Source organism: Streptococcus taonis, from assembly GCF_029948085.1.
In the GTDB taxonomy this organism is placed as follows: Bacteria; Bacillota; Bacilli; order Lactobacillales; family Streptococcaceae; genus Streptococcus; species Streptococcus taonis.
Window position 1 is genome coordinate 23818 of record NZ_JARZZP010000016.1, and the last position, 18778, is coordinate 42595.

16 protein-coding genes and 1 pseudogene are annotated in these 18778 nt (G+C 41.9%); 7 read left to right on the plus strand and 10 right to left on the minus strand.

What is annotated here, in order from left to right; genetic code table 11:
- Positions 1 to 13: 13 nt before the first annotated feature.
- Both QEZ38_RS08690 and QEZ38_RS08695 read left to right on the plus strand, forming a co-directional pair.
- On the plus strand, positions 14 to 1867 hold the full coding sequence (locus QEZ38_RS08690; protein WP_281335657.1) for a proline--tRNA ligase: 1854 nt from the start codon (positions 14 to 16) through the stop codon (positions 1865 to 1867).
- A 260-nt stretch (positions 1868 to 2127) separates the two neighbouring features.
- On the plus strand, positions 2128 to 3507 hold the full coding sequence (locus QEZ38_RS08695) for a glycoside hydrolase family 1 protein (protein WP_281335658.1): 1380 nt from the start codon (positions 2128 to 2130) through the stop codon (positions 3505 to 3507).
- Between the two features lie 78 nt (positions 3508 to 3585).
- On the opposite strand, the gene QEZ38_RS08700 is transcribed toward QEZ38_RS08695, so the two are convergent.
- The 8 genes from QEZ38_RS08700 to QEZ38_RS08735 all read right to left on the minus strand — a co-directional run bounded on the left by QEZ38_RS08700 (position 3586) and on the right by QEZ38_RS08735 (position 12331).
- Entirely contained in the window at positions 3586 to 4260 is a 675-nt protein-coding gene (locus QEZ38_RS08700) for a rhomboid family intramembrane serine protease (protein ID WP_281335659.1), read from the minus strand.
- A complete protein-coding gene (locus QEZ38_RS08705) occupies positions 4244 to 4783 on the minus strand; it encodes a 5-formyltetrahydrofolate cyclo-ligase (protein ID WP_281335660.1) in 540 nt (179 codons plus the stop codon). Before QEZ38_RS08705 ends, QEZ38_RS08700 begins: the two co-directional genes overlap by 17 nt.
- Before the next feature lie 3 nt (positions 4784 to 4786).
- Positions 4787 to 5917 (minus strand): N-acetyldiaminopimelate deacetylase, encoded by a 1131-nt coding sequence (locus QEZ38_RS08710; RefSeq protein WP_248034988.1) that lies wholly within the window; start codon positions 5915 to 5917, stop codon positions 4787 to 4789.
- A 61-nt stretch (positions 5918 to 5978) separates the two neighbouring features.
- On the minus strand, positions 5979 to 6677 hold the full coding sequence (gene dapD, locus QEZ38_RS08715) for a 2,3,4,5-tetrahydropyridine-2,6-dicarboxylate N-acetyltransferase (RefSeq protein WP_248034990.1): 699 nt from the start codon (positions 6675 to 6677) through the stop codon (positions 5979 to 5981).
- 84 nt (positions 6678 to 6761) lie between these two features.
- The gene (locus tag QEZ38_RS08720; protein WP_281335661.1) at positions 6762 to 7673 is read right to left on the minus strand and encodes a DMT family transporter; all 912 of its coding nucleotides are present in this window, start codon (positions 7671 to 7673) and stop codon (positions 6762 to 6764) included.
- A gap of 83 nt (positions 7674 to 7756) precedes the next feature.
- Entirely contained in the window at positions 7757 to 10246 is a 2490-nt protein-coding gene (pbp1b, locus tag QEZ38_RS08725) for a penicillin-binding protein PBP1B (protein WP_281335662.1), read from the minus strand.
- Positions 10247 to 10393: 147 nt separating this feature from the next.
- On the minus strand, positions 10394 to 11293 hold the full coding sequence (gene galU / locus QEZ38_RS08730; RefSeq protein ID WP_281335663.1) for a UTP--glucose-1-phosphate uridylyltransferase GalU: 900 nt from the start codon (positions 11291 to 11293) through the stop codon (positions 10394 to 10396).
- A gap of 21 nt (positions 11294 to 11314) precedes the next feature.
- On the minus strand, positions 11315 to 12331 hold the full coding sequence (locus QEZ38_RS08735) for an NAD(P)H-dependent glycerol-3-phosphate dehydrogenase (protein WP_248034995.1): 1017 nt from the start codon (positions 12329 to 12331) through the stop codon (positions 11315 to 11317).
- A 239-nt stretch (positions 12332 to 12570) separates the two neighbouring features.
- Here QEZ38_RS08735 and leuS point away from each other — a divergent pair, with 239 nt between their 5' ends.
- The 5 genes from leuS to QEZ38_RS08760 all read left to right on the plus strand — a co-directional run bounded on the left by leuS (position 12571) and on the right by QEZ38_RS08760 (position 17557).
- Positions 12571 to 15072, plus strand: coding sequence for a leucine--tRNA ligase (gene leuS, locus QEZ38_RS08740; RefSeq protein WP_248034997.1), 2502 nt, complete (start codon positions 12571 to 12573; stop codon positions 15070 to 15072).
- Positions 15073 to 15268: 196 nt separating this feature from the next.
- Positions 15269 to 15961, plus strand: a complete 693-nt coding sequence (locus QEZ38_RS08745) for a GNAT family N-acetyltransferase (protein WP_248034998.1) — start codon at positions 15269 to 15271, stop codon at positions 15959 to 15961.
- A gap of 11 nt (positions 15962 to 15972) precedes the next feature.
- The gene (locus tag QEZ38_RS08750; protein ID WP_281335664.1) at positions 15973 to 16395 is read left to right on the plus strand and encodes a GNAT family N-acetyltransferase; all 423 of its coding nucleotides are present in this window, start codon (positions 15973 to 15975) and stop codon (positions 16393 to 16395) included.
- A 534-nt stretch (positions 16396 to 16929) separates the two neighbouring features.
- On the plus strand, positions 16930 to 17214 hold the full coding sequence (relB, locus tag QEZ38_RS08755) for a type II toxin-antitoxin system RelB/ParD family antitoxin (RefSeq protein ID WP_281335665.1): 285 nt from the start codon (positions 16930 to 16932) through the stop codon (positions 17212 to 17214).
- The gene (locus tag QEZ38_RS08760) at positions 17204 to 17557 is read left to right on the plus strand and encodes a type II toxin-antitoxin system RelE/ParE family toxin (RefSeq protein WP_281335666.1); all 354 of its coding nucleotides are present in this window, start codon (positions 17204 to 17206) and stop codon (positions 17555 to 17557) included. Before relB ends, QEZ38_RS08760 begins: the two co-directional genes overlap by 11 nt.
- Before the next feature lie 608 nt (positions 17558 to 18165).
- Here QEZ38_RS08760 and QEZ38_RS09840 read toward each other — a convergent pair.
- Positions 18166 to 18451 (minus strand): annotated as a pseudogene (locus tag QEZ38_RS09840) (tyrosine-type recombinase/integrase); the annotation flags it as partial.
- A gap of 149 nt (positions 18452 to 18600) precedes the next feature.
- Positions 18601 to 18693 (minus strand): type I toxin-antitoxin system Fst family toxin, encoded by a 93-nt coding sequence (locus QEZ38_RS08765; RefSeq protein WP_101782132.1) that lies wholly within the window; start codon positions 18691 to 18693, stop codon positions 18601 to 18603.
- Between the last annotated feature and the right edge of the window lie 85 nt (positions 18694 to 18778).

The window sequence follows — 18778 nt, forward strand, 5'->3', positions numbered from 1 at the left end:
TAGAGGAGTAATTATGAAACAAAGTAAAATGCTTATCCCAACGCTTCGCGAAATGCCAAGCGATGCTCAAGTTATCAGCCACGCCCTTATGTTGCGTGCTGGTTATGTTCGTCAAGTATCAGCAGGTGTTTACTCATACCTACCACTTGCTAACCGTGTTATCGAAAAAGCCAAGAAGATCATGCGTCAAGAATTTGACAAGATTGGTGCTGTTGAGATGTTGGCTCCAGCCCTTCTCAGTGCTGACCTTTGGCGTGAATCTGGTCGTTATGAAACCTACGGGGAAGACTTATATAAATTGAAAAACCGTGAGAAGTCAGACTTTATCTTGGGTCCAACTCACGAAGAAACCTTCACAGCTATTGTCCGTGATTCTGTTAAGTCTTACAAGCAATTACCACTGAACTTGTACCAAATCCAGCCTAAGTACCGTGATGAAAAACGTCCACGTAATGGACTTCTTCGTACCCGTGAGTTCATCATGAAAGATGGTTATAGCTTCCACGCTAACTACGATAGTTTGGATGTAACTTATGATGAGTACAAGGCAGCTTACGAGCGTATCTTCACTCGTAGTGGCTTGGACTTTAAAGCCATCATCGGAGACGGTGGAGCTATGGGTGGTAAGGATAGCCAAGAGTTTATGGCCATCACACCTGCTCGTACAGACCTTGATCGTTGGGTGGTGTTAGACAAGTCTGTCGCATCATTTGACGAGATTCCTGCAGAAGTGCAAGAAGAAATCAAGGCAGAATTGCTCAAATGGATGGTTTCTGGTGAAGATACTATTGCCTACTCAAGCGAGTCAAGCTATGCAGCCAACTTGGAAATGGCAACCAACGAGTACAAACCAAGCAACCGTGTTGTGACTGAAGAAGAAGTGGCACGTGTGGAAACACCAGGTGTCAAATCGATTGATGAAGTCGCAGCCTTCTTGAATGTCTCTGAAGAGCAAACAATCAAGACCTTAGTTTATATCGCAGATGAGGAGCCAGTTGTGGCTTTACTCGTTGGCAATGACCAGCTCAATGAAGTCAAATTGAAAAACTACCTTGGAGCAGATTTCTTGGAACCTGCAACTGAGGCAGAAGTGAAAGAATTGTTGGGAGCGGACTTTGGTTCACTTGGCCCAGTAGATCTTCCAGAAAATGTCAAGATTATCGCAGACCGCAAGGTACAAGATAGCCGCAATGCTGTTGTTGGTGCCAACCAAGATGGTTACCACTTGACTGGTGTCAACCCAGGTCGTGACTTCACTGCCGAGTATGTGGATATCCGTGAAGTTCGTGAAGGTGAAATTTCTCCAGATGGACAAGGTATTCTTAACTTTGCGCGTGGTATCGAGATTGGTCACATCTTTAAACTGGGTACTCGTTACTCAGCAAGTATGGGTGCAGATGTCTTGGATGAAAATGGCCGTGCTGTGCCAATCATCATGGGTTGCTACGGTATCGGTGTCAGCCGTCTCCTTTCAGCAGTTATGGAGCAACACGCTCGTCTCTTTGTTAACAAAACGCCTAAAGGTGAATACCGTTACGCTTGGGGAATCAATTTCCCTAAAGAATTGGCTCCATTTGATGTTCACTTGATTCCAGTCAATGTTAAGGATGAAGCAAGTCTTGAATTAACCAACCGTATCGAAGAAGCCTTGGTCAACAAAGGCTACGAAGTCTTGACAGATGACCGTAACGAACGTGTTGGGGTTAAATTCAGCGATAGCGACTTGATCGGTCTTCCAATCCGTATCACTGTTGGTAAGAAAGCAGCCGACGGTATCGTAGAAGTCAAGATTAAAGCAACAGGAGATACAATCGAAGTTCATGCAGATAACCTGCTTGAAACCCTTGAAATCCTAACAAACAAATAAAATCTATAATCAGAAGAAAAACAAGACAAAAATGTAACTAGTTTTTGCCTTGTTTTTTCTGTATAATGAGAGAAAGTAAGACCCAATGAAAATCAAAGAGCAAACTAGGAAACTAGCCGCAGGTTGCTCAAAACACCGTTTTGAGGTTGTGGATAGAACTGACGAAGTCAGTAACACATATACGGCAAGGCGACGTTGACGCGGTTTGAATTTGATTTTCGAAGAGTATAAACATTAAAAGCGTAAAAAGAGGTAGTACTATGCTAAAATTTCCAAAGGATTTTGTCTGGGGGTCCTCAACTTCTGGACCACAGACAGAAGGACGAGTGCCTGGTGACGGCAAGGGAGATAATCTCTGGGATTATTGGTACCAAGTAGAGCCAAACCGTTACTACAATGGTATTGGACCAGACAAAACGTCGACCTTCTATGAAAACTGGGAAAAGGATATCGAACTCTTGTTAGAAACTGGCCACACAGCCTTTCGAACTTCTATCCAGTGGTCTCGTATTTTCCCACAGGGCCGTGGAGAAGTCAACCCTCAAGGGGTGGCTTTCTACCGTCAGGTATTTGAAGCCATCAAGGCCAAGGGTATTCGCCTCTTAGTCAATCTCTATCACTTTGACCTGCCTTTTGCCCTTCAAGAAGATGGAGATGGTTGGGAAAATAAAGCAACTATTAAAGCTTATGAAGACTATGCTCGTTTCTGTTTTGAGACCTACGGTGACCTTGTGGACCAATGGATTACCTTCAATGAGCCTATCGTTCCTGTAGAGTTTGGCTATTTCTATGATGCCCATTACCCTCATAAGGTAGATGCCAAAGCAGCGGTTAAGGTTGCCTATCATACCCAGCTAGCTAGCACTCTTGCGGTCAAAGCCTGCCATGAGGTCTTGCCTGGTTCTAAGATTGGGATCGTCCTCAACTTGACACCAGCCTATCCACGTAGCCAACATCCTGCAGACGTGAAAGCTGCTCGCATTGCTGACCTCTTCCAGGCACAATCTTTCCTAGATCCGTCTGTTTTAGGAGCTTATCCAGAAGAATTGGTGGAGATTTTAGCTGAGCATGATTTGCTGCCAGAATACACAGCCGAAGAATTGGAACTCATTCGTGAGAACACCGTTGACTTCCTAGGAGTCAACTACTACCAACCTTTGCGTGTTATGGCGCCGCGTTTTGCTAAGCATCCTGACAGTCCGCTCTTGCCAGAGCATTTCTATGAACCTTACGTCATGCCTGGTCGTAAGATCAATCCACACCGCGGTTGGGAAATCTATGAGCAAGGAATTTATGACATTGCCCAAAATATCAAGGAAAACTACGGCAATATTGAGTGGATGCTGACAGAGAATGGGATGGGCGTTGAAGGTGAAGATAAATTCCGTGAAAATGGAATGATCCAGGATGATTACCGTATCGACTTTGTCAAAGGTCATCTGCGTGAGCTTCATCGTGCTATCGAAGACGGTGCCAACTGTAAAGGCTACTTGATCTGGACCTTTATCGATTGCTGGTCATGGCTCAATAGCTATAAAAACCGTTATGGTTTGGTCGAGCTTGACCTTGAAACGCAAGAACGTCGCCTGAAAAAATCAGGCCACTGGTTCAAAGAACTCAGCGACAATAATGGATTTTAAGCTACTTTTCAAATAGATTCAAAAAAACCATTGGAAATGAACTCCTCGATTTGAGAGTTTCCAATGGTTTTTCTTGTTTTATAATAGTCCGATAAAAAGCATCAAGGCTGATAAAACAATGAAAGCTAGGCTTGCTAGACCACGTTGGCCTGGACTGTAAATTTTTCGTTCGCCTCGAACTGGGAAGACGATAGCTAGTAATGCGCCACCGACAGCTCCACCTACGTGTCCAGTAAGACTGATACCAGGTATTAAAACACTACCTACTAGGTTGATGACCAAGAGGGAGAGATAGGATTGACCAAGCTGTTGGAGGTAGGGATTGCGTGAAGCATACCGAAGGACGACAATAGATGCGAACATGCCGTAGAGGGCAGTTGAAGCACCTGCGGTAATGGCATCAGGGCTAAAAACTAGGACAAAGAGATTTCCCATCATACCTGATAGAAGGTAGATAAAGAAAAACTGTTTGGAGCCAAAGATTTGCTCCATCTGACGTCCCAAAAAGTAGAGGGATAGCATATTGACTAAAAAGTGCTCCAAGCCAATGTGTACAAAGGTTGCGGAGAATAAGCGCCAGATTTGTTCAGGCATGGCCTTGATAGCAGGAGGATAAACAGCTCCAAACCGATACAAGGTGGCTGCGCTTGTGTAATTGAAACCGCTAGTTAGAAACATGAGTATAAAAACTAGGGTTGTCACGAGGAGAAAGAAGCTCGTGACAGGATAACGACGATCAAAAATCTTTTTCATAGATGAGTACCTCCTCAACAGGAATATCGAAGTGCTCAGGTTGAAAGTCCTGAATCTGACAAGGATAAAGTGTACTAATGGTATGGCCTGGGAAATGCTCCAAGTAGCGGTCGTAGTAGCCACCACCGTAGCCAACCCGATAGCCAGAAGGATTGAAAGCCAAACCAGGAACATGAATCAAGTCAATCAGAGAGGGTTCAATGATTGAGAAGTTTCCTTTGGGTTCAAGAAGTCCAAAAGAATTTCGTTCGAGTTTCTCTGGTTCATATAGAACAAAGTCCATTTTCCCATGTGGATAAGTTTTGGGAATGAGAATCGTCTTTCCATCTTTCTGAGCTTGTTCGATAAGTTTAGCTGTCTGAAATTCATGAGGAAAAGATAGGTAAGTGGCAATAGTTTTTGCTTCCTTATAAAAAGGATGTTGAAAGAACTGCTCTGTGAGCCAATCGTTCATGCTCTGCTTTTCTTCCTTAGATAGAGACTTGAGTTCTTGTAAGACCTGCTTGCGTAAGCTTTTTTTCATAGTTTACTCCGCAACTTTCTTTGCTAAGAAGCTTGATACAGCTTCGACACCGATAGCTAGAGCTTCTTCTTTAGGACTCATCTTTGGATGGTGAAGGGCGTAGGGACTATCAATACCTAGCCAGAACATGACGCCAGGAACCTTTGAAAGAAGATACCCAAAGTCTTCTCCTGTCATGGCAGGTTCAATATCGATTAGTTCAATGCCCTCTTTTTCATCAAAGAAGGTCATCAATTCACGGGCTAGTTCAGGGTTGTTTTCGACAGGCAAATAACCTCCCTGCTTGAGTTCAACTTCCACTTCCATATCAAAGGCAGCTGCCACACCTTCTGCGATAGCTTTGACACGTTTTTGAACCAAGAGACTCATATTGTGTGTAAGAGCTCGAATGGTTCCATGTAAGAAGGCTGTATCAGCGATGACATTATTGGTTGTACCAGCTTGAAAAACACCGAAAGTGACAACAGCTCCCTCGATAGGATCGACATTACGGCTGACAACCGACTGAACTTGGGTCACAAAATAGCTAGCTGCAACCAGAGCGTCGTTGGCTTCATGTGGAAAGGCAGCGTGACCGCCTTTACCCTTAAAGCGAATCTTAACTTCACATGTTCCTGCAAAGAGTGTATGGGTATTGGTCGCAATTTGTCCAACTTTTAAGTCTGGACGAACATGAAGTCCATAGAATTGGTCAGGCAACCAGTCGCCAAAAGCATCATCTTCATACATGAGCATACCACCTGCTTCGTTTTCTTCTGCAGGTTGGAAGAGAAAGAGGAGATTGTTTTTTGGTTGGTTTTCTAAAGCACGTTCGAGACTTCCCAGGGCAATGGTCATGTGAAAATCATGTCCACAAGCATGCATGCGTTCTGGGTGCTGAGAGGCAAAAGGAAGACCTGTTTGTTCAACAATCGGGAGTCCGTCGATGTCTGTTCGCCAACCAATGGTACGTTCTGGCTGACTTCCTTGCAAGTAAACTAAAATACCTGTTCGCCAGGTACGAATCTGAACAAAATCCTTACCAGCTGTTAATGTTTCAATAACATTGAGTAAATAAGCGTGAGTCTTGAATTCTTCTAAACCAATCTCAGGAATTTGGTGAAGATCGCGTCGAGTTTGAATCAAATCTAACATAGTTAATTTCCTTCTATTGATACGAGAAAGAGGCTGGAAATATTTCCGCCTCTGTTACTAATTACAAGGTGCGAAGCGCATCCTCTAGCGCTGTTTTTTGTTGGGTTTGGCTATCGATTTCCTTGATAACACGAGCTGGGACACCTGCTACCACAACATTTTCAGGAACATCTTGAGTGACGATAGCGCCTGCTGCAACAACAGAACCACTACCGATTTGAACACCTTCGATAACTACAGCGTTAGCACCGATGAGAACATTGTCACCGACACGGACAGGTTCAGCACTAGCTGGCTCGATAACGCCTGCAAGAACAGCACCTGCACCAACGTGGCTATTTTTACCGACAATAGCGCGTCCACCAAGGATAGCTCCCATATCAATCATAGTGCCAGATCCGATTTCTGCACCGATATTGATAACAGCCCCCATCATGATAACAGCGTTGTCGCCAATCTCAACCTGGTCACGGATGATAGCACCTGGCTCGATACGCGCATTGATATCACGTTTATCAAGGAGAGGCACAGCAGAGTTGCGAGCATCTTGTTCAACAACATAGTCCTTGTTTTCTGTAAGTCCTTCAAGAAGTGGAGCGATATCTTTCCAGTCTCCAAAAAGAACATTCCCAAGCTTGATAACAGAGGCAGGGATAGCTCCAGCAAGTTGCCCCTCAAAGGTCACTTTTACACTTGTCTTTTTCTCAGCATTTGCGATAAATTGGATAATTTCTTGTGCATTCATTTTTGTAGCAGTCATAGGTGTCTCCTCACTCTTTGTAATGCTTACTATTCTACCAAAAAAGGCTTCAATTTTGAAGCCTTAAGTGTTAAAAGAAGGTGTTTAATTCTTGGATTTAGATTCTTCGATGGACAAGAAAACCATAGGAACGATAATCAAAATCATGGCCAGTACCAAGAAACTATCCAGAACCATGCCAAGGAAAAGAACGCTTAGAATAGCAGAGGATAGCGGTTCGCTTGCGCTGACGACTGACACCACCAAGGGAGAAACGAGAGAGACAGCCTTCATCGATAGGAAAAAGGCAAAGGCAGTTCCCAAAAAGGCAATAGTCAAACAAATACAGATACTGATGGCATCAACCTGGAAGCTAATCTTATAAACAGGGTAGAGAAAATTACTAAAAAGGCCCGCGATAATCATTCCCCAACCAACAGTTGGCACAAATCCGTATTTTTTTGCAAAGCGTTGGGGTAAGATGACATTGAACATAACACCTAGGGCACTGAGAAGACCTGTCAGTAAAGCAAGAGGAGTGATGGATAGCTTAGCCAAATCGCCTTTGGTAGCCATCAAAAAGACCCCAAGCATAGCAGTCAGAACATAGAAGATCGCTTTTTTAGAAGCTTTTTTTTTGTAGATAATGCGGTTGTAGATAAGAATGAAGACAGGACTGATAAATTGTAGGATGGTTGCAGTTGTAGCGTTGGAGTACTCCACACAGAGATAAAAGAAAAATTGTACGGAGAAGATCCCTAAGATAGCATAGGCGAGAAAAGGAAGGTAATTGTTTCGATTTTTCCAGATTTCGAAGAGCTGGGACCGGAGTTTAAGACTAGATAAGACGATTACGAAACCACCTGCGACGAGTAGACGCATAGAAGTAATCCACCCTGAAGATACTTGATAATGTGAAAAAAAGTACTCTCCTAAGATTCCACAGATCCCCCAGATCAAGCCAGATAGGAGAGAATAAATGGTTCCCTTAAAAATATTCTTTTGATATTTATTCATGTTGCTATTGTACCATGAAATGAAAAAAGAAAAAAGAGAGTGGAGAAAAATCATTTCTTTCCCACTCTCAATGATTGTGCTAGTTAGCGCTGTTGATTGCTGCTTCTATTATTGGAACTAGAGCTACTGCTCACGTTACTATTAGAAGTATTATTACGATTATTATTGTTACTACTATTGCTATTGTTTGATGAGGAAGAAGATGCTTTAGGCAGACTTCCTAAAATGGTGTTCCAAGCATTTTGGTAGTCTGCATCGCTTCCACCAATAGCGAATTTATAAGTGGTAGTCGGAGCACCATTTTGGTTAGCCCAGTAACTTGTTACCATTTCACCAGTCACATTAATCTCTTTACCATTGATAGTAACCTTACCTGGTTTTTGACCAGTTGATTTGAGGACTTGTGATGAAGTGACACTTGAATCGAGTTTGAAACGTTCTGAACCCCAAGAAGAAGGGGCTGCTTGTTGAATGGCATTTACCAGATGAGCCATGTATTTTGCATTACGGTAGTGTCCTGCACCTTTACCAAGTGGTCGGTTATCATCGTGACCAAGCCAACCACCAAGGGTTAATCTTGGAGTTGAAAGCATGAGCCACATATCGCCATCTTCATTGGTCGTACCAGTTTTACCAATCCAGTCAGCACCTGCCAAACTTGGGTTGATTGCAGCAAGATCGCTCTGGAAGCTTGAAGTCACTTGGGAAGAAATCACATCTCTTAGTAAGCTCTGCATAATGGTTGCAGTTGCTTTAGAGTAGACTTGTACAGGTTCGTCTTTATGCTCATAGATAACCTCGCCGCTGGTCTTCTCGATTTTTGAAATCATGTATTTCTTATGGTAAACACCATTGTTAGCCAAGGTTTGGTAGCCGTTTGTATGCTGGGCAACAGTGACATCGATTCCTCCGCCCATAGGAAGACTCTCAATGCCGTATTCTGGGATCTCGTAGCCCATTTTTTCCATGTAGGAACGGACATCAACTCCTTTTTGAAGAAGTAACTGATAGGTCCAGTAGGCTGGGATATTCCAAGAATAGTTCAGAGCTTCTTTCAGACTCATCATGGCAGTACCAGAACTATTGACATACATGATAGGATTTCCGTTAGAGAAGTTAGTTGGGTAGTTAGATAAGATGCTTGCACTTCCCATCAAACCTTGGTCAATCGCAATACTGTAGGCTAGGATAGGTTTAGTAGTTGAAGCAGGAGACCGTTTAGTGTTAAAGGCGTGGTTGTTTTGATTACTTTGGTAATCACGACCACCGACAAATCCTAAAATGGCGCCTGTTTGGTTATCCATCAAGACATTTCCGACTTCTGGTTGACCAGTATCATCATCGACAAGGTAGCCATAGTTTGCAACTGCACCTTGCATGGCTGTATGGATAGCTTTATCAATTGTAGTTATGATACGGTAGCCACCATTTTGAATCTCTTTTTCAGCCAATTCATGATAAGATTTTTGGATAGATTCGTTCTTTAGTTCTGGTGCAGAGACGTTATCTTTTTTGATTAGATAATCATACATGAGGTTCGTCGCTTCATCGAGGGCAGAGAAGTAGAGGAAACCTTTAGCAGTTACGTTGACATTTTCTGCTGGCAAGAAGTCTTTCTTAATATCGTACGCTTTATAGGTTTCGTAATCTTCTTGGCTAAGGACTCCAGTTCTGTACATATTGTAGAGAACATCTTTTGAGCGCTTGATTCCAAGTTCAATATCTTCTTCGCTCTTCATCTCACCAGTAGACTCATAAGGTGAGTAGGAAATAGGGCTTTGTGGTAAACCTGCTAGGAAAGCTGCTTGAGGAATGGTTAGTTTGCTAGCATCCACTCCGAAAATCCCAGTTGCAGCCTGCTGAGCACCTGCGATATTTTGCCCCTTGTTATTGCGACCAAAAGGTGCAACATTTAGATAGGTAGTCAGGATTTCATCCTTATTCATAGCACGTTCTAGGGCTAGAGCATCTACGATTTCACTAGCTTTACGAGCAAGAGTAGGAGCATCACCAACTACTTGTTGTTTGATGAGCTGTTGTGTTAGGGTAGAACCACCACTCGAAGAACCAAGGCCGATAAAGTTTCCTAGACTGGCACGAATGACCGCTTTAGGAACGACACCATTGTGCTCTGCAAAGTGTTCGTCCTCGGTTGCAACGATAGCTTGCTTGAGATTCTCTGAGATGGCATCGGATGCGACAGATGTTCGCAAAAGATCGCTCTCGATAGCCCCAATCATGGAACCATCTGCATAGCGAATCTCAGAAATAGATGAAATATCGTTCACCTGTTTAACCAAATCCTCCGTTTGAGGGACACTAACCTGATCAAAAAGAGAAACCGCATACCCCAAAACAACCCCAGTCCCGAGGAGACCGCCAATAAAAGCTAGGATAAAAAGAGTGTTAAAAGTTGCTTTTATTCCAAGTAAAATCTTGGCCAAAATAGTCCAAATGGTCAGCTTTGTTTTGACTTTCTTATTTTTATCTGGACTTTTTTTGGAAGTTGTTAATTTTAGAGACCGAAGTAAGGCCAGTCCTTTTTGTTTGATTCTTGTTACATGTTTGTTCATAGAATTCCTCACTCTTTATTATTATACCATAAAAGCATCTCTTGCAAGAAATTAGGCTTAGAATGGGGGTTAGATAGGGATTGGTTCTTGGGATTTAGACATCAAAAAAGCCAGATTTAAACTAAATCTGACTGTTTGGTAAATTGTTTATTTGTCTCCTGAAAGTTCTTTTCCAAGATCAATCAAGTAGTCCTTCAAGTGGTCTTTGACTTGTGGATGTTTGAGAGCGTATTCGATGGAAGTCTTCATAAATCCAAACTTATCTCCAACATCGTAACGTGAGCCTTTAAACTCGCGAGCAAATACTCGTTGGGTTTTGTTGAGGGTATCGATAGCATCTGTTAGCTGGATTTCATTTCCTGCTCCTGGTGTTTGATTTTCAAGAATACCGAAAATCTCTGGTGTGAGGAGGTAACGGCCAATAATGGCTAGATCACTTGGTGCGTCTTCAGGTGCTGGTTTTTCAACGAAGGTTTCAACACTGTAAAGACCGTCATTTCCTTCACCCTGAGGAGCGATAACACCGTATGAAGAAACTTCTTCGTGTGGGACAGGCATTACGGCGATAGTAGAAGCGTGAGTCTTCTCATAATCATTCATGAGTTGCTTGGTCAATGGAACAGCTTTGTCATCAGTGATATCCATGAGGTCATCTCCAAGCATGACCACAAAAGGTTCATTTCCGACGAAAGCCTTTGCTTGTAAGACGGCATCTCCGAGTCCACGTGGGTGTGTTTGACGGATGAAGTGAAGACGCATACCAGTTGTTTCATCAACTAGCTTCAAAAGGTCTGTTTTTCCTTTTTCCTTGAGGTTGTATTCTAGTTCAAAGTTTGAGTCAAAGTGATCTTCGATAGAACGTTTTGACTTTCCTGTTACCACAAGAATGTCCTCAATTCCAGACTTGAGAGCTTCTTCAACGATAAACTGGATGGTTGGTTTATCCACGATTGGCAACATTTCTTTGGCCAAAGCTTTAGTTGCAGGTAGGAAACGAGTTCCAAGTCCCGCAGCAGGGATAACGGCTTTTCTAACTTTTTGCTTCATGAGCTTCCTTTCTAACGGTGACTAAGACCACTCGTTCTCTGCCTTGAACTCATTGCTCATGAGTTCAGAAACGGCATCCTTAATATTAACATTTTCATAAATAACTTGGTAAATGGCTTGGGTAATAGGCATATAAACTCCGAGTTCTTGCGCCAATTCGTAAGCAGCTTTGGTTGTTGAAATTCCTTCAATGACCATTCCCATATTTGCTTCGATATCTGCCAAGGCTTCGCCACGCCCAAGAGCATCTCCTGCACGCCAGTTACGTGAGTGGACAGAAGTTCCGGTAACGATTAAATCTCCAACCCCAGAAAGTCCACTGTAAGTTAATGGATTTGCTCCAAGTTTAACTCCCAGACGGGTAATTTCTGCCAGCCCGCGCGTGATAATAGCAGCTTTGGCATTATCCCCAAATCCAAGTCCATGAAGGGCACCTGCACCAACAGCGATGATATTTTTAAGAGCACCAGCTGTTTCCACTCCGATCACATCCGTATTGGTATAAAGGCGGAAGTAGTGGTTACTAAAGAGTGTCTGAACATATTGAGCAGTTTGTAAATCCTTGGATGCAGCCGTAATCAAGGTGATGTCACGTACAATCGTTTCTTCCGCATGGCTAGGACCAGATACAACCACAATCTCACTACGCAATTCTTCAGGGATTTCTTCTTCTAGAATGGTTGAAAGGCGTTTGTGGCTATTGGGTTCGAGGCCTTTTGAAGCATGCATGACCACCACTTTATGATCCAAAACAGCAGCCACTTGTTGAGCTACCAATCTGGTCACCTTGGTTGGCACCACAAACAAGACAGCATCAACACCCTTCAAGGCTTCTGCCAAATCATGATAGGCAACAATTTTTTCGTCTAATACAGTATCCTTAAAATAGCGTTTGTTAGTATGTTGTGTATTGATTTCGTCAATTTGATCAGGAATATTTCCCCAGATACGCACTTGGTGTCCGTTGTCATTAAGAACTTGTGACAGTGCAGTACCCCATGAACCAGGCCCTAAAACAGCGATGGTTTGTTTGTCCATATTTTCCTCCTTCTGAGAAAGCACTTTCTTATATTCTACCATAAAAAGCCCTATCATGCATCTATAGAATTCATTAAGAAATTTTTGTCAGACTATTTATGTATCTGAGAAAGAAATTGAAAAAATGACAGTAGAATAATAGGGTGTTCATGGGTCAAAACAATAAAATCACGAAAAGAGAAACAATATTCCCCCTAAAAATGGTATAATAGGAGCATCACGAAAATTGGAGAGACGCTATGAGTTTTTACAATCATAAAGAAATCGAGCCTAAGTGGCAGGGCTACTGGGCTGACAATCACACTTTTAAGACAGGAACAGACGCTTCAAAACCTAAGTTTTATGCGCTTGATATGTTCCCTTACCCATCTGGAGCGGGTCTTCACGTAGGACACCCAGAAGGCTACACAGCGACTGATATCCTCAGCCGTTTCAAACGTGCGCAAGGCTACAATGTCCTTCACCCAATGGGCTGGGATGCTTTTGGTTTGCCTGCAGAGCAATACGCTATGGATACAGGTAATGACCCAGCGGAATTCACAGCAGAAAACATTGCCAACTTCAAACGCCAAATCAATGCGCTTGGATTCTCTTACGACTGGGATCGTGAAGTCAACACAACAGATCCAAACTACTACAAGTGGACTCAATGGATTTTCACTAAGCTTTACGAAAAAGGCTTAGCTTATGAAGCTGAAGTGCCAGTAAACTGGGTTGAAGAATTGGGAACAGCCATCGCCAACGAAGAAGTTCTTCCAGATGGAACATCTGAGCGTGGTGGTTATCCAGTTGTCCGTAAACCAATGCGCCAATGGATGCTTAAAATCACGGCCTATGCAGAGCGCTTGCTCAATGACTTGGATGACCTTGACTGGCCAGAATCTATCAAGGACATGCAACGCAACTGGATTGGGAAATCAACTGGTGCCAATGTCACTTTCAAGGTGAAAGGAACAGACAAGGAATTCACAGTCTTTACCACTCGTCCTGACACCCTTTTTGGTGCTACCTTCACTGTTTTGGCGCCTGAACATGAACTAGTAGATGCCATCACGACACCTGAACAAGCTGAGGCTGTGGCTGACTACAAACACCAAGCTAGCTTGAAATCTGACCTAGCTCGTACAGACCTTGCCAAGGAAAAAACAGGGGTTTGGACTGGTGCTTATGCTATCAACCCTGTTAACGGTAAAGAAATTCCAATCTGGATTGCGGACTACGTTCTTGCTAGCTATGGTACAGGTGCTGTTATGGCTGTACCTGCCCACGATGAGCGTGACTGGGAATTTGCTAAACAATTTGGACTTCCAATCGTAGAAGTACTTGAAGGTGGGAACGTTGAAGAGGCTGCCTACACAGAAGATGGACTTCACGTCAACTCTGACTTTTTGAACGGTCTCAACAAAGAAGACGCGATTGCTAAAATCGTGTCTTGGCTAGAAGAAAAAGGCTTTGGTCAAGAAAAGGTTACCTACCGTCTTCGTGACTGGCTCTTTAGCCGTCAACGTTACTGGGGTGAGCCAATCCCAATTATTCATTGGGAAGATGGAACTTCAACAGCCGTTCCAGAAAGTGAATTGCCACTTGTCTTGCCAGTAACCAAGGACATCCGCCCTTCAGGTACTGGTGAGAGTCCGCTAGCTAACTTGACAGACTGGCTTGAAGTGACGCGTGAAGATGGCGTCAAAGGTCGTCGTGAGACCAACACCATGCCACAATGGGCAGGTTCAAGCTGGTACTACCTCCGCTATATCGATCCACATAACACAGAAAAATTGGCTGATGAGGACCTCCTCAAACAATGGTTGCCAGTAGACATCTACGTGGGTGGTGCTGAACACGCTGTGCTTCACTTGCTTTACGCTCGTTTCTGGCACAAATTCCTCTATGATATCGGTGTCGTTCCAACTAAGGAGCCATTCCAAAAACTTTTTAACCAAGGAATGATCTTGGGAACTAGCTACCGTGACCACCGTGGAGCTCTTGTGGCGACTGACAAGGTTGAAAAACGTGACGGTTCCTTCTTCCATGTGGAAACAGGGGAAGAGCTGGAGCAAGCCCCAGCCAAGATGTCTAAATCTCTCAAGAACGTTGTCAATCCAGACGATGTGGTGGAACAATACGGTGCTGATACCCTTCGTGTTTATGAAATGTTCATGGGACCACTCGATGCTTCCATTGCTTGGTCTGAAGAAGGCTTGGAAGGAAGCCGTAAATTCCTTGACCGTGTTTACCGTTTGATTACAAGTAAAGAAATCGTTGCGGAAAACAATGGCGCTCTAGACAAGGTTTACAACGAAACTGTTAAGGCTGTCACTGAGCAAATCGAGTCTATGAAATTCAACACAGCCATTGCTCAGCTCATGGTCTTTGTCAATGCGGCTAACAAGGAAGATAAACTTTATGTAGACTACGCCAAAGGCTTTATACAATTGATCGCTCCATTTGCGCCTCACTTGGCAGAAGAACTCTGGCAAACAGTCGCAGCAACTGGCGAGTCTATCTCTTATGTGGCTTGGCCAACATGGGACGAAAGCAAATTGGTTGAAGACGAAGTCGAAATCGTCGTCCAAATCAAAGGGAAAGTCCGTGCTAAACTTATGGTCGCTAAAGACCTTTCACGCGAAGAATTGCAAGAAGTGGCTCTGGCTAACGACAAAGTTAAAGCAGAGATTGATGGCAAAGAAATCGTAAAAGTGATTGCGGTACCTAACAAACTCGTTAATATCGTTGTGAAATAACGAGTTTATTAGCCCTATCTGCCACCTTCAATAGTCCACTGGACTATTGAAGCCAACCAAACTTGTAAATATTGTTGTGAAATAAATTTAAAAGTCCTTCAGAGCTAAGTTCTGGAGGATTTTTTGTAGATTACCTGTGAGATGTGATATACTATTCACATCTTTAAACTTATAAAAGTGAGATAAGGAGAATACTATGCCAGTAAATGAATATGGTCAGATAATTGGTGAACCTGTAGATAATACACCTGGAGTTTTACCCTCGCTTGTACGGATAGAAGGAAAGTATACGATTCTAGAAGCTCTTTCGGTGGAAAAGCATGCGGAGGATTTGCTGGCTGTTTATGGTCCAGATAGCCCTCGTGATATGTGGACCTATCTCTTTCAGGAGCCAGTAGAAAATCTCGAAGAATTAATCGTAGCTTTGAAGCAAATGCTTGAGCGTAAGGATCGTTTCTATTATGCGATTATCGATAAAGTGACTGGAAAGGTGTTGGGGACTTTTTCTCTCATGCGTATTGATCAAGCCAATCGCACCATTGAAGTTGGCGCGGTGACCTTTTCTCCGTCTCTCAAACAGACCAGGATGGGAACAGAAGCCCACTATTTGCTTGCTCGTTATGTCTTTGAAGAGCTTAACTATCGCCGTTATGAGTGGAAATGTGATGCACTAAATCTACCTTCTAGAAAAGCAGCAGAACGTTTGGGTTTTATCTACGAAGGCACCTTTCGCCAAGCTGTTATTTATAAAGGGCGTACTAGGGATACGGACTGGATGTCTATGATTGATAAGGACTGGCCAAGGGTTAAAGCTCGTTTTGAATCGTGGTTGAAGCAAGATAATTTTGATGAAAATGGACAACAGATTAAATCTCTACGAGAATGTTAGGAAGGTTTGCTATGATTAAGATTACAAAAGAAACATCTGTTTCACTTGATGATGTTTTGCATCTCTACCAGGCAGTTGGTTGGACAAATTATACAAATCAGCCCCAAATGTTGTCCCGAGCTTTATCTCATTCACTGGCCATTTATCTAGCGCGTTATGGTGAGGAAATCGTTGGTCTAGTTCGCTTGATTGGAGACGGTTTTTCTTCGGTTTTTGTCCAGGATTTGATCGTCTTGCCTACCTATCAGCGCCAAGGGATTGGTAGTCACTTGATGAAAAAATCCTTAGCTGATTATAAGGATACCTACCAAGTACAACTAGCGACAGAACAAACAGAAAAAACCTTGGAATTTTATCGTTCTCTGGGGTTTGAAACCTTGTCTAGCTTCCAGTGTACGGGCATGATTTGGGTAAATCGAAAAAAATTACAATAATTTTTTTCTCTTAAGCTAATTTTAAGTCTTGTCCTGTATCATGTAACCATTAAATAAAGACCTCCTAACTTTATTTAATAGAAATCCTAACCTTTTTTTCATAATAATCTCCCTAATGAAGTCACCCAATTTGGTGACTTTTTTGTTATGTGACTTTCAGCGATATTTCATTGGTATTCGTTGTTTTGAACAAAAGTAAAAGTTCGTGTCAAGGGTAATGCGGATATCCATATGATACAAAGATCGCCGTATCTTCTATTGTTTAGAAACTTGATGCCTTTAAAATTGGTGTTATTAAACTTTTTAATGACCTACTTGTGATCCTGATAAAAAGTATCTGATTTATCGTGGTTTTATCAAAAGGTATCGAAATATGAAACAATTAAATTTTTCAAAAAGAAGATTGTCGAGGAAATCTCGTGTAACAATATAGTATTTCGTGAGGAAGTAAGATTATGGAAAAAACACTTTTTCTTGATGAAAATCTATATCTAGTATATAATCAATCTATAACGTATAGATTGGAGATATATCATGGCTATAAACTTGTCGAAACAATACAATTTTAAACTGAATGAAGCTACTATGGAACAAGCTCGAAATATTATCAAGGAAAAGGGCATGACAATGACAGATGCTATTTCTTTATTTGTAGAGCAAATAGTCCTAGAGCAAGATTTGCCTATTAAGACGGCCGAAGATTTGCATAGAGAGCAGTTAATTGCTGAATTACAAGCCCAATCTGAACGTTCCTTGAGAGAATATGAGGCAGGCGAAGGAGCTTCTCTAGACAATGTGAGGGCACGCTATGGCTTATAAAGTGATCCTTTCAAAAGAAGTTGAACAAGCTATCGACAATATACACGACTATATAGCTACGGTACTTTTATCCCCTCAATCTGCTAAAAATACTGTGACAAAAATTTTAGATGGCTTAAAAAGTCTAGAAGTCTTTCCTGAGGCTGGTTTTGATGCTGATGTGAAAATCGGTGTAAAGATTAATAGTAAGTATCCTACACGAGGAAAAATTATAGATCAATACGTTTTGCTTTACTTTATTGATCAGACACAACAGACTGTTTTTCTCTCCCATTTATTTCATACCAAGAGTGACTATGTCACCTTGCTACAAAAAGACAATAAAAAAAGTTCAAAATCTTAAGCTAACTTTAAGTCTTATCCTGTATCATTTAGTTATTAAATAAAGACCTCCTAACTTTATTTAATAGAAATCCTAAACTTTTCTTTTTTATAATAATCTCCTAATAAAGTCACCCAATTTGGTGGCTTTTTTTGTTCACTTTCAGCAACTTTTAAATAGTATTTATTATTTTTGAACAAAAGTAAAAACAAGAAAATCTTAAGCTAACTTTAAGTATTATCCTGTATCATTTAGTTATTAAATAAAGACCTCCTAACTTTTTTTCATCATAATCTCCTAATAAAGTCACCCAATTTGGTGGCTTTTTTCTTGTTTGCTTTTAGCAGTTTTTAATTAGTATTTATTATTTTTGAACAAAAGTAAAAACTAGAAAATCTTAAGCTAACTTTAAGTTTGCTTGTGTATTATGTAATCATTAAATAAAGACCTCCTAACTTTATTTAATAGAAATCCTAAACTTTTCTTTTTCATAATAATCTCCCTTAACTCCACCTAATCAGGTGGAGTTTTTTTGCTCTATTTCAGGCTTTTAGAGAGTTTCCTAAACGTCGTTTTCCGATAAATTTCGGTATTTTTCGGATTTTGGTCGGGGAATTGTCGGGGACTTTTTAGCGAATATGACTAAGAAATAGGTCTGTAGTCGTTTCAGCGAGTTATCCTCAACTTGGTTATAACGATCTGTCATATAGATCTTTGTATGACCTAGTGCCTGACCGAACTGCTAGGTTGGAACTCGTGAAATAATGTGAGGAAGTGGTACATCATATGAAAGTCTGTCGTTTCATTTAATGGATTAAAATGTTGGTTTGACTAATTTGAGTTGATGAGCGTCCATGTTCATTGATAGTGATGTAATCTTTTGTTTTCTTTGATAATTCCTAAGGTTCTCTTAATGTTGAAAGTCTTATTGGACAAGGGAGTAAAACTTTGACAAAAATCGCGAACTGTGCGATAATGGAGAGGAATTAAGGATTAGTTCTATATCATGGACTAGAAAAGACCCCAAGCTAACTTCCACATTAAGCTTGGGGTCTTTTTTGACACTATTTATCCTCGTTTAGCCATTTATCAACTAAGCGAAGAACGACACCGACCACAATTGGTCCGATGATAGTTTTGAGTACTAGTTCCATCATGGACTATTTTATCTCCTTTCGCAGGCGGTGTAGCAGTGCCGTAGAATATTATATCTAAACTCGGGAGCTACCAAATCAGGTGGCT

Bases quoted from the DNA above. Each gene is read 5' to 3' on its own strand.
- QEZ38_RS08720 (WP_281335661.1), bottom strand. From the start codon at position 7,673: ATGAATAAATATCAAAAGAATATTTTTAAGGGAACCATTTATTCTCTC.
- QEZ38_RS08710 (WP_248034988.1), bottom strand. From the start codon at position 5,917: ATGTTAGATTTGATTCAAACTCGACGCGATCTTCACCAAATTCCTGAG.
- QEZ38_RS08745 (WP_248034998.1), top strand. From the start codon at position 15,269: ATGCCAGTAAATGAATATGGTCAGATAATTGGTGAACCTGTAGATAAT.
- QEZ38_RS08750 (WP_281335664.1), top strand. From the start codon at position 15,973: ATGATTAAGATTACAAAAGAAACATCTGTTTCACTTGATGATGTTTTG.
- relB (WP_281335665.1), top strand. From the start codon at position 16,930: ATGGCTATAAACTTGTCGAAACAATACAATTTTAAACTGAATGAAGCT.
- dapD (WP_248034990.1), bottom strand. From the start codon at position 6,677: ATGACTGCTACAAAAATGAATGCACAAGAAATTATCCAATTTATCGCA.
- pbp1b (WP_281335662.1), bottom strand. From the start codon at position 10,246: ATGAACAAACATGTAACAAGAATCAAACAAAAAGGACTGGCCTTACTT.
- QEZ38_RS08765 (WP_101782132.1), bottom strand. From the start codon at position 18,693: ATGATGGAACTAGTACTCAAAACTATCATCGGACCAATTGTGGTCGGT.
- leuS (WP_248034997.1), top strand. From the start codon at position 12,571: ATGAGTTTTTACAATCATAAAGAAATCGAGCCTAAGTGGCAGGGCTAC.
- galU (WP_281335663.1), bottom strand. From the start codon at position 11,293: ATGAAGCAAAAAGTTAGAAAAGCCGTTATCCCTGCTGCGGGACTTGGA.
- QEZ38_RS08690 (WP_281335657.1), top strand. From the start codon at position 14: ATGAAACAAAGTAAAATGCTTATCCCAACGCTTCGCGAAATGCCAAGC.
- QEZ38_RS08695 (WP_281335658.1), top strand. From the start codon at position 2,128: ATGCTAAAATTTCCAAAGGATTTTGTCTGGGGGTCCTCAACTTCTGGA.
- QEZ38_RS08700 (WP_281335659.1), bottom strand. From the start codon at position 4,260: ATGAAAAAGATTTTTGATCGTCGTTATCCTGTCACGAGCTTCTTTCTC.
- QEZ38_RS08735 (WP_248034995.1), bottom strand. From the start codon at position 12,331: ATGGACAAACAAACCATCGCTGTTTTAGGGCCTGGTTCATGGGGTACT.
- QEZ38_RS08760 (WP_281335666.1), top strand. From the start codon at position 17,204: ATGGCTTATAAAGTGATCCTTTCAAAAGAAGTTGAACAAGCTATCGAC.
- QEZ38_RS08705 (WP_281335660.1), bottom strand. From the start codon at position 4,783: ATGAAAAAAAGCTTACGCAAGCAGGTCTTACAAGAACTCAAGTCTCTA.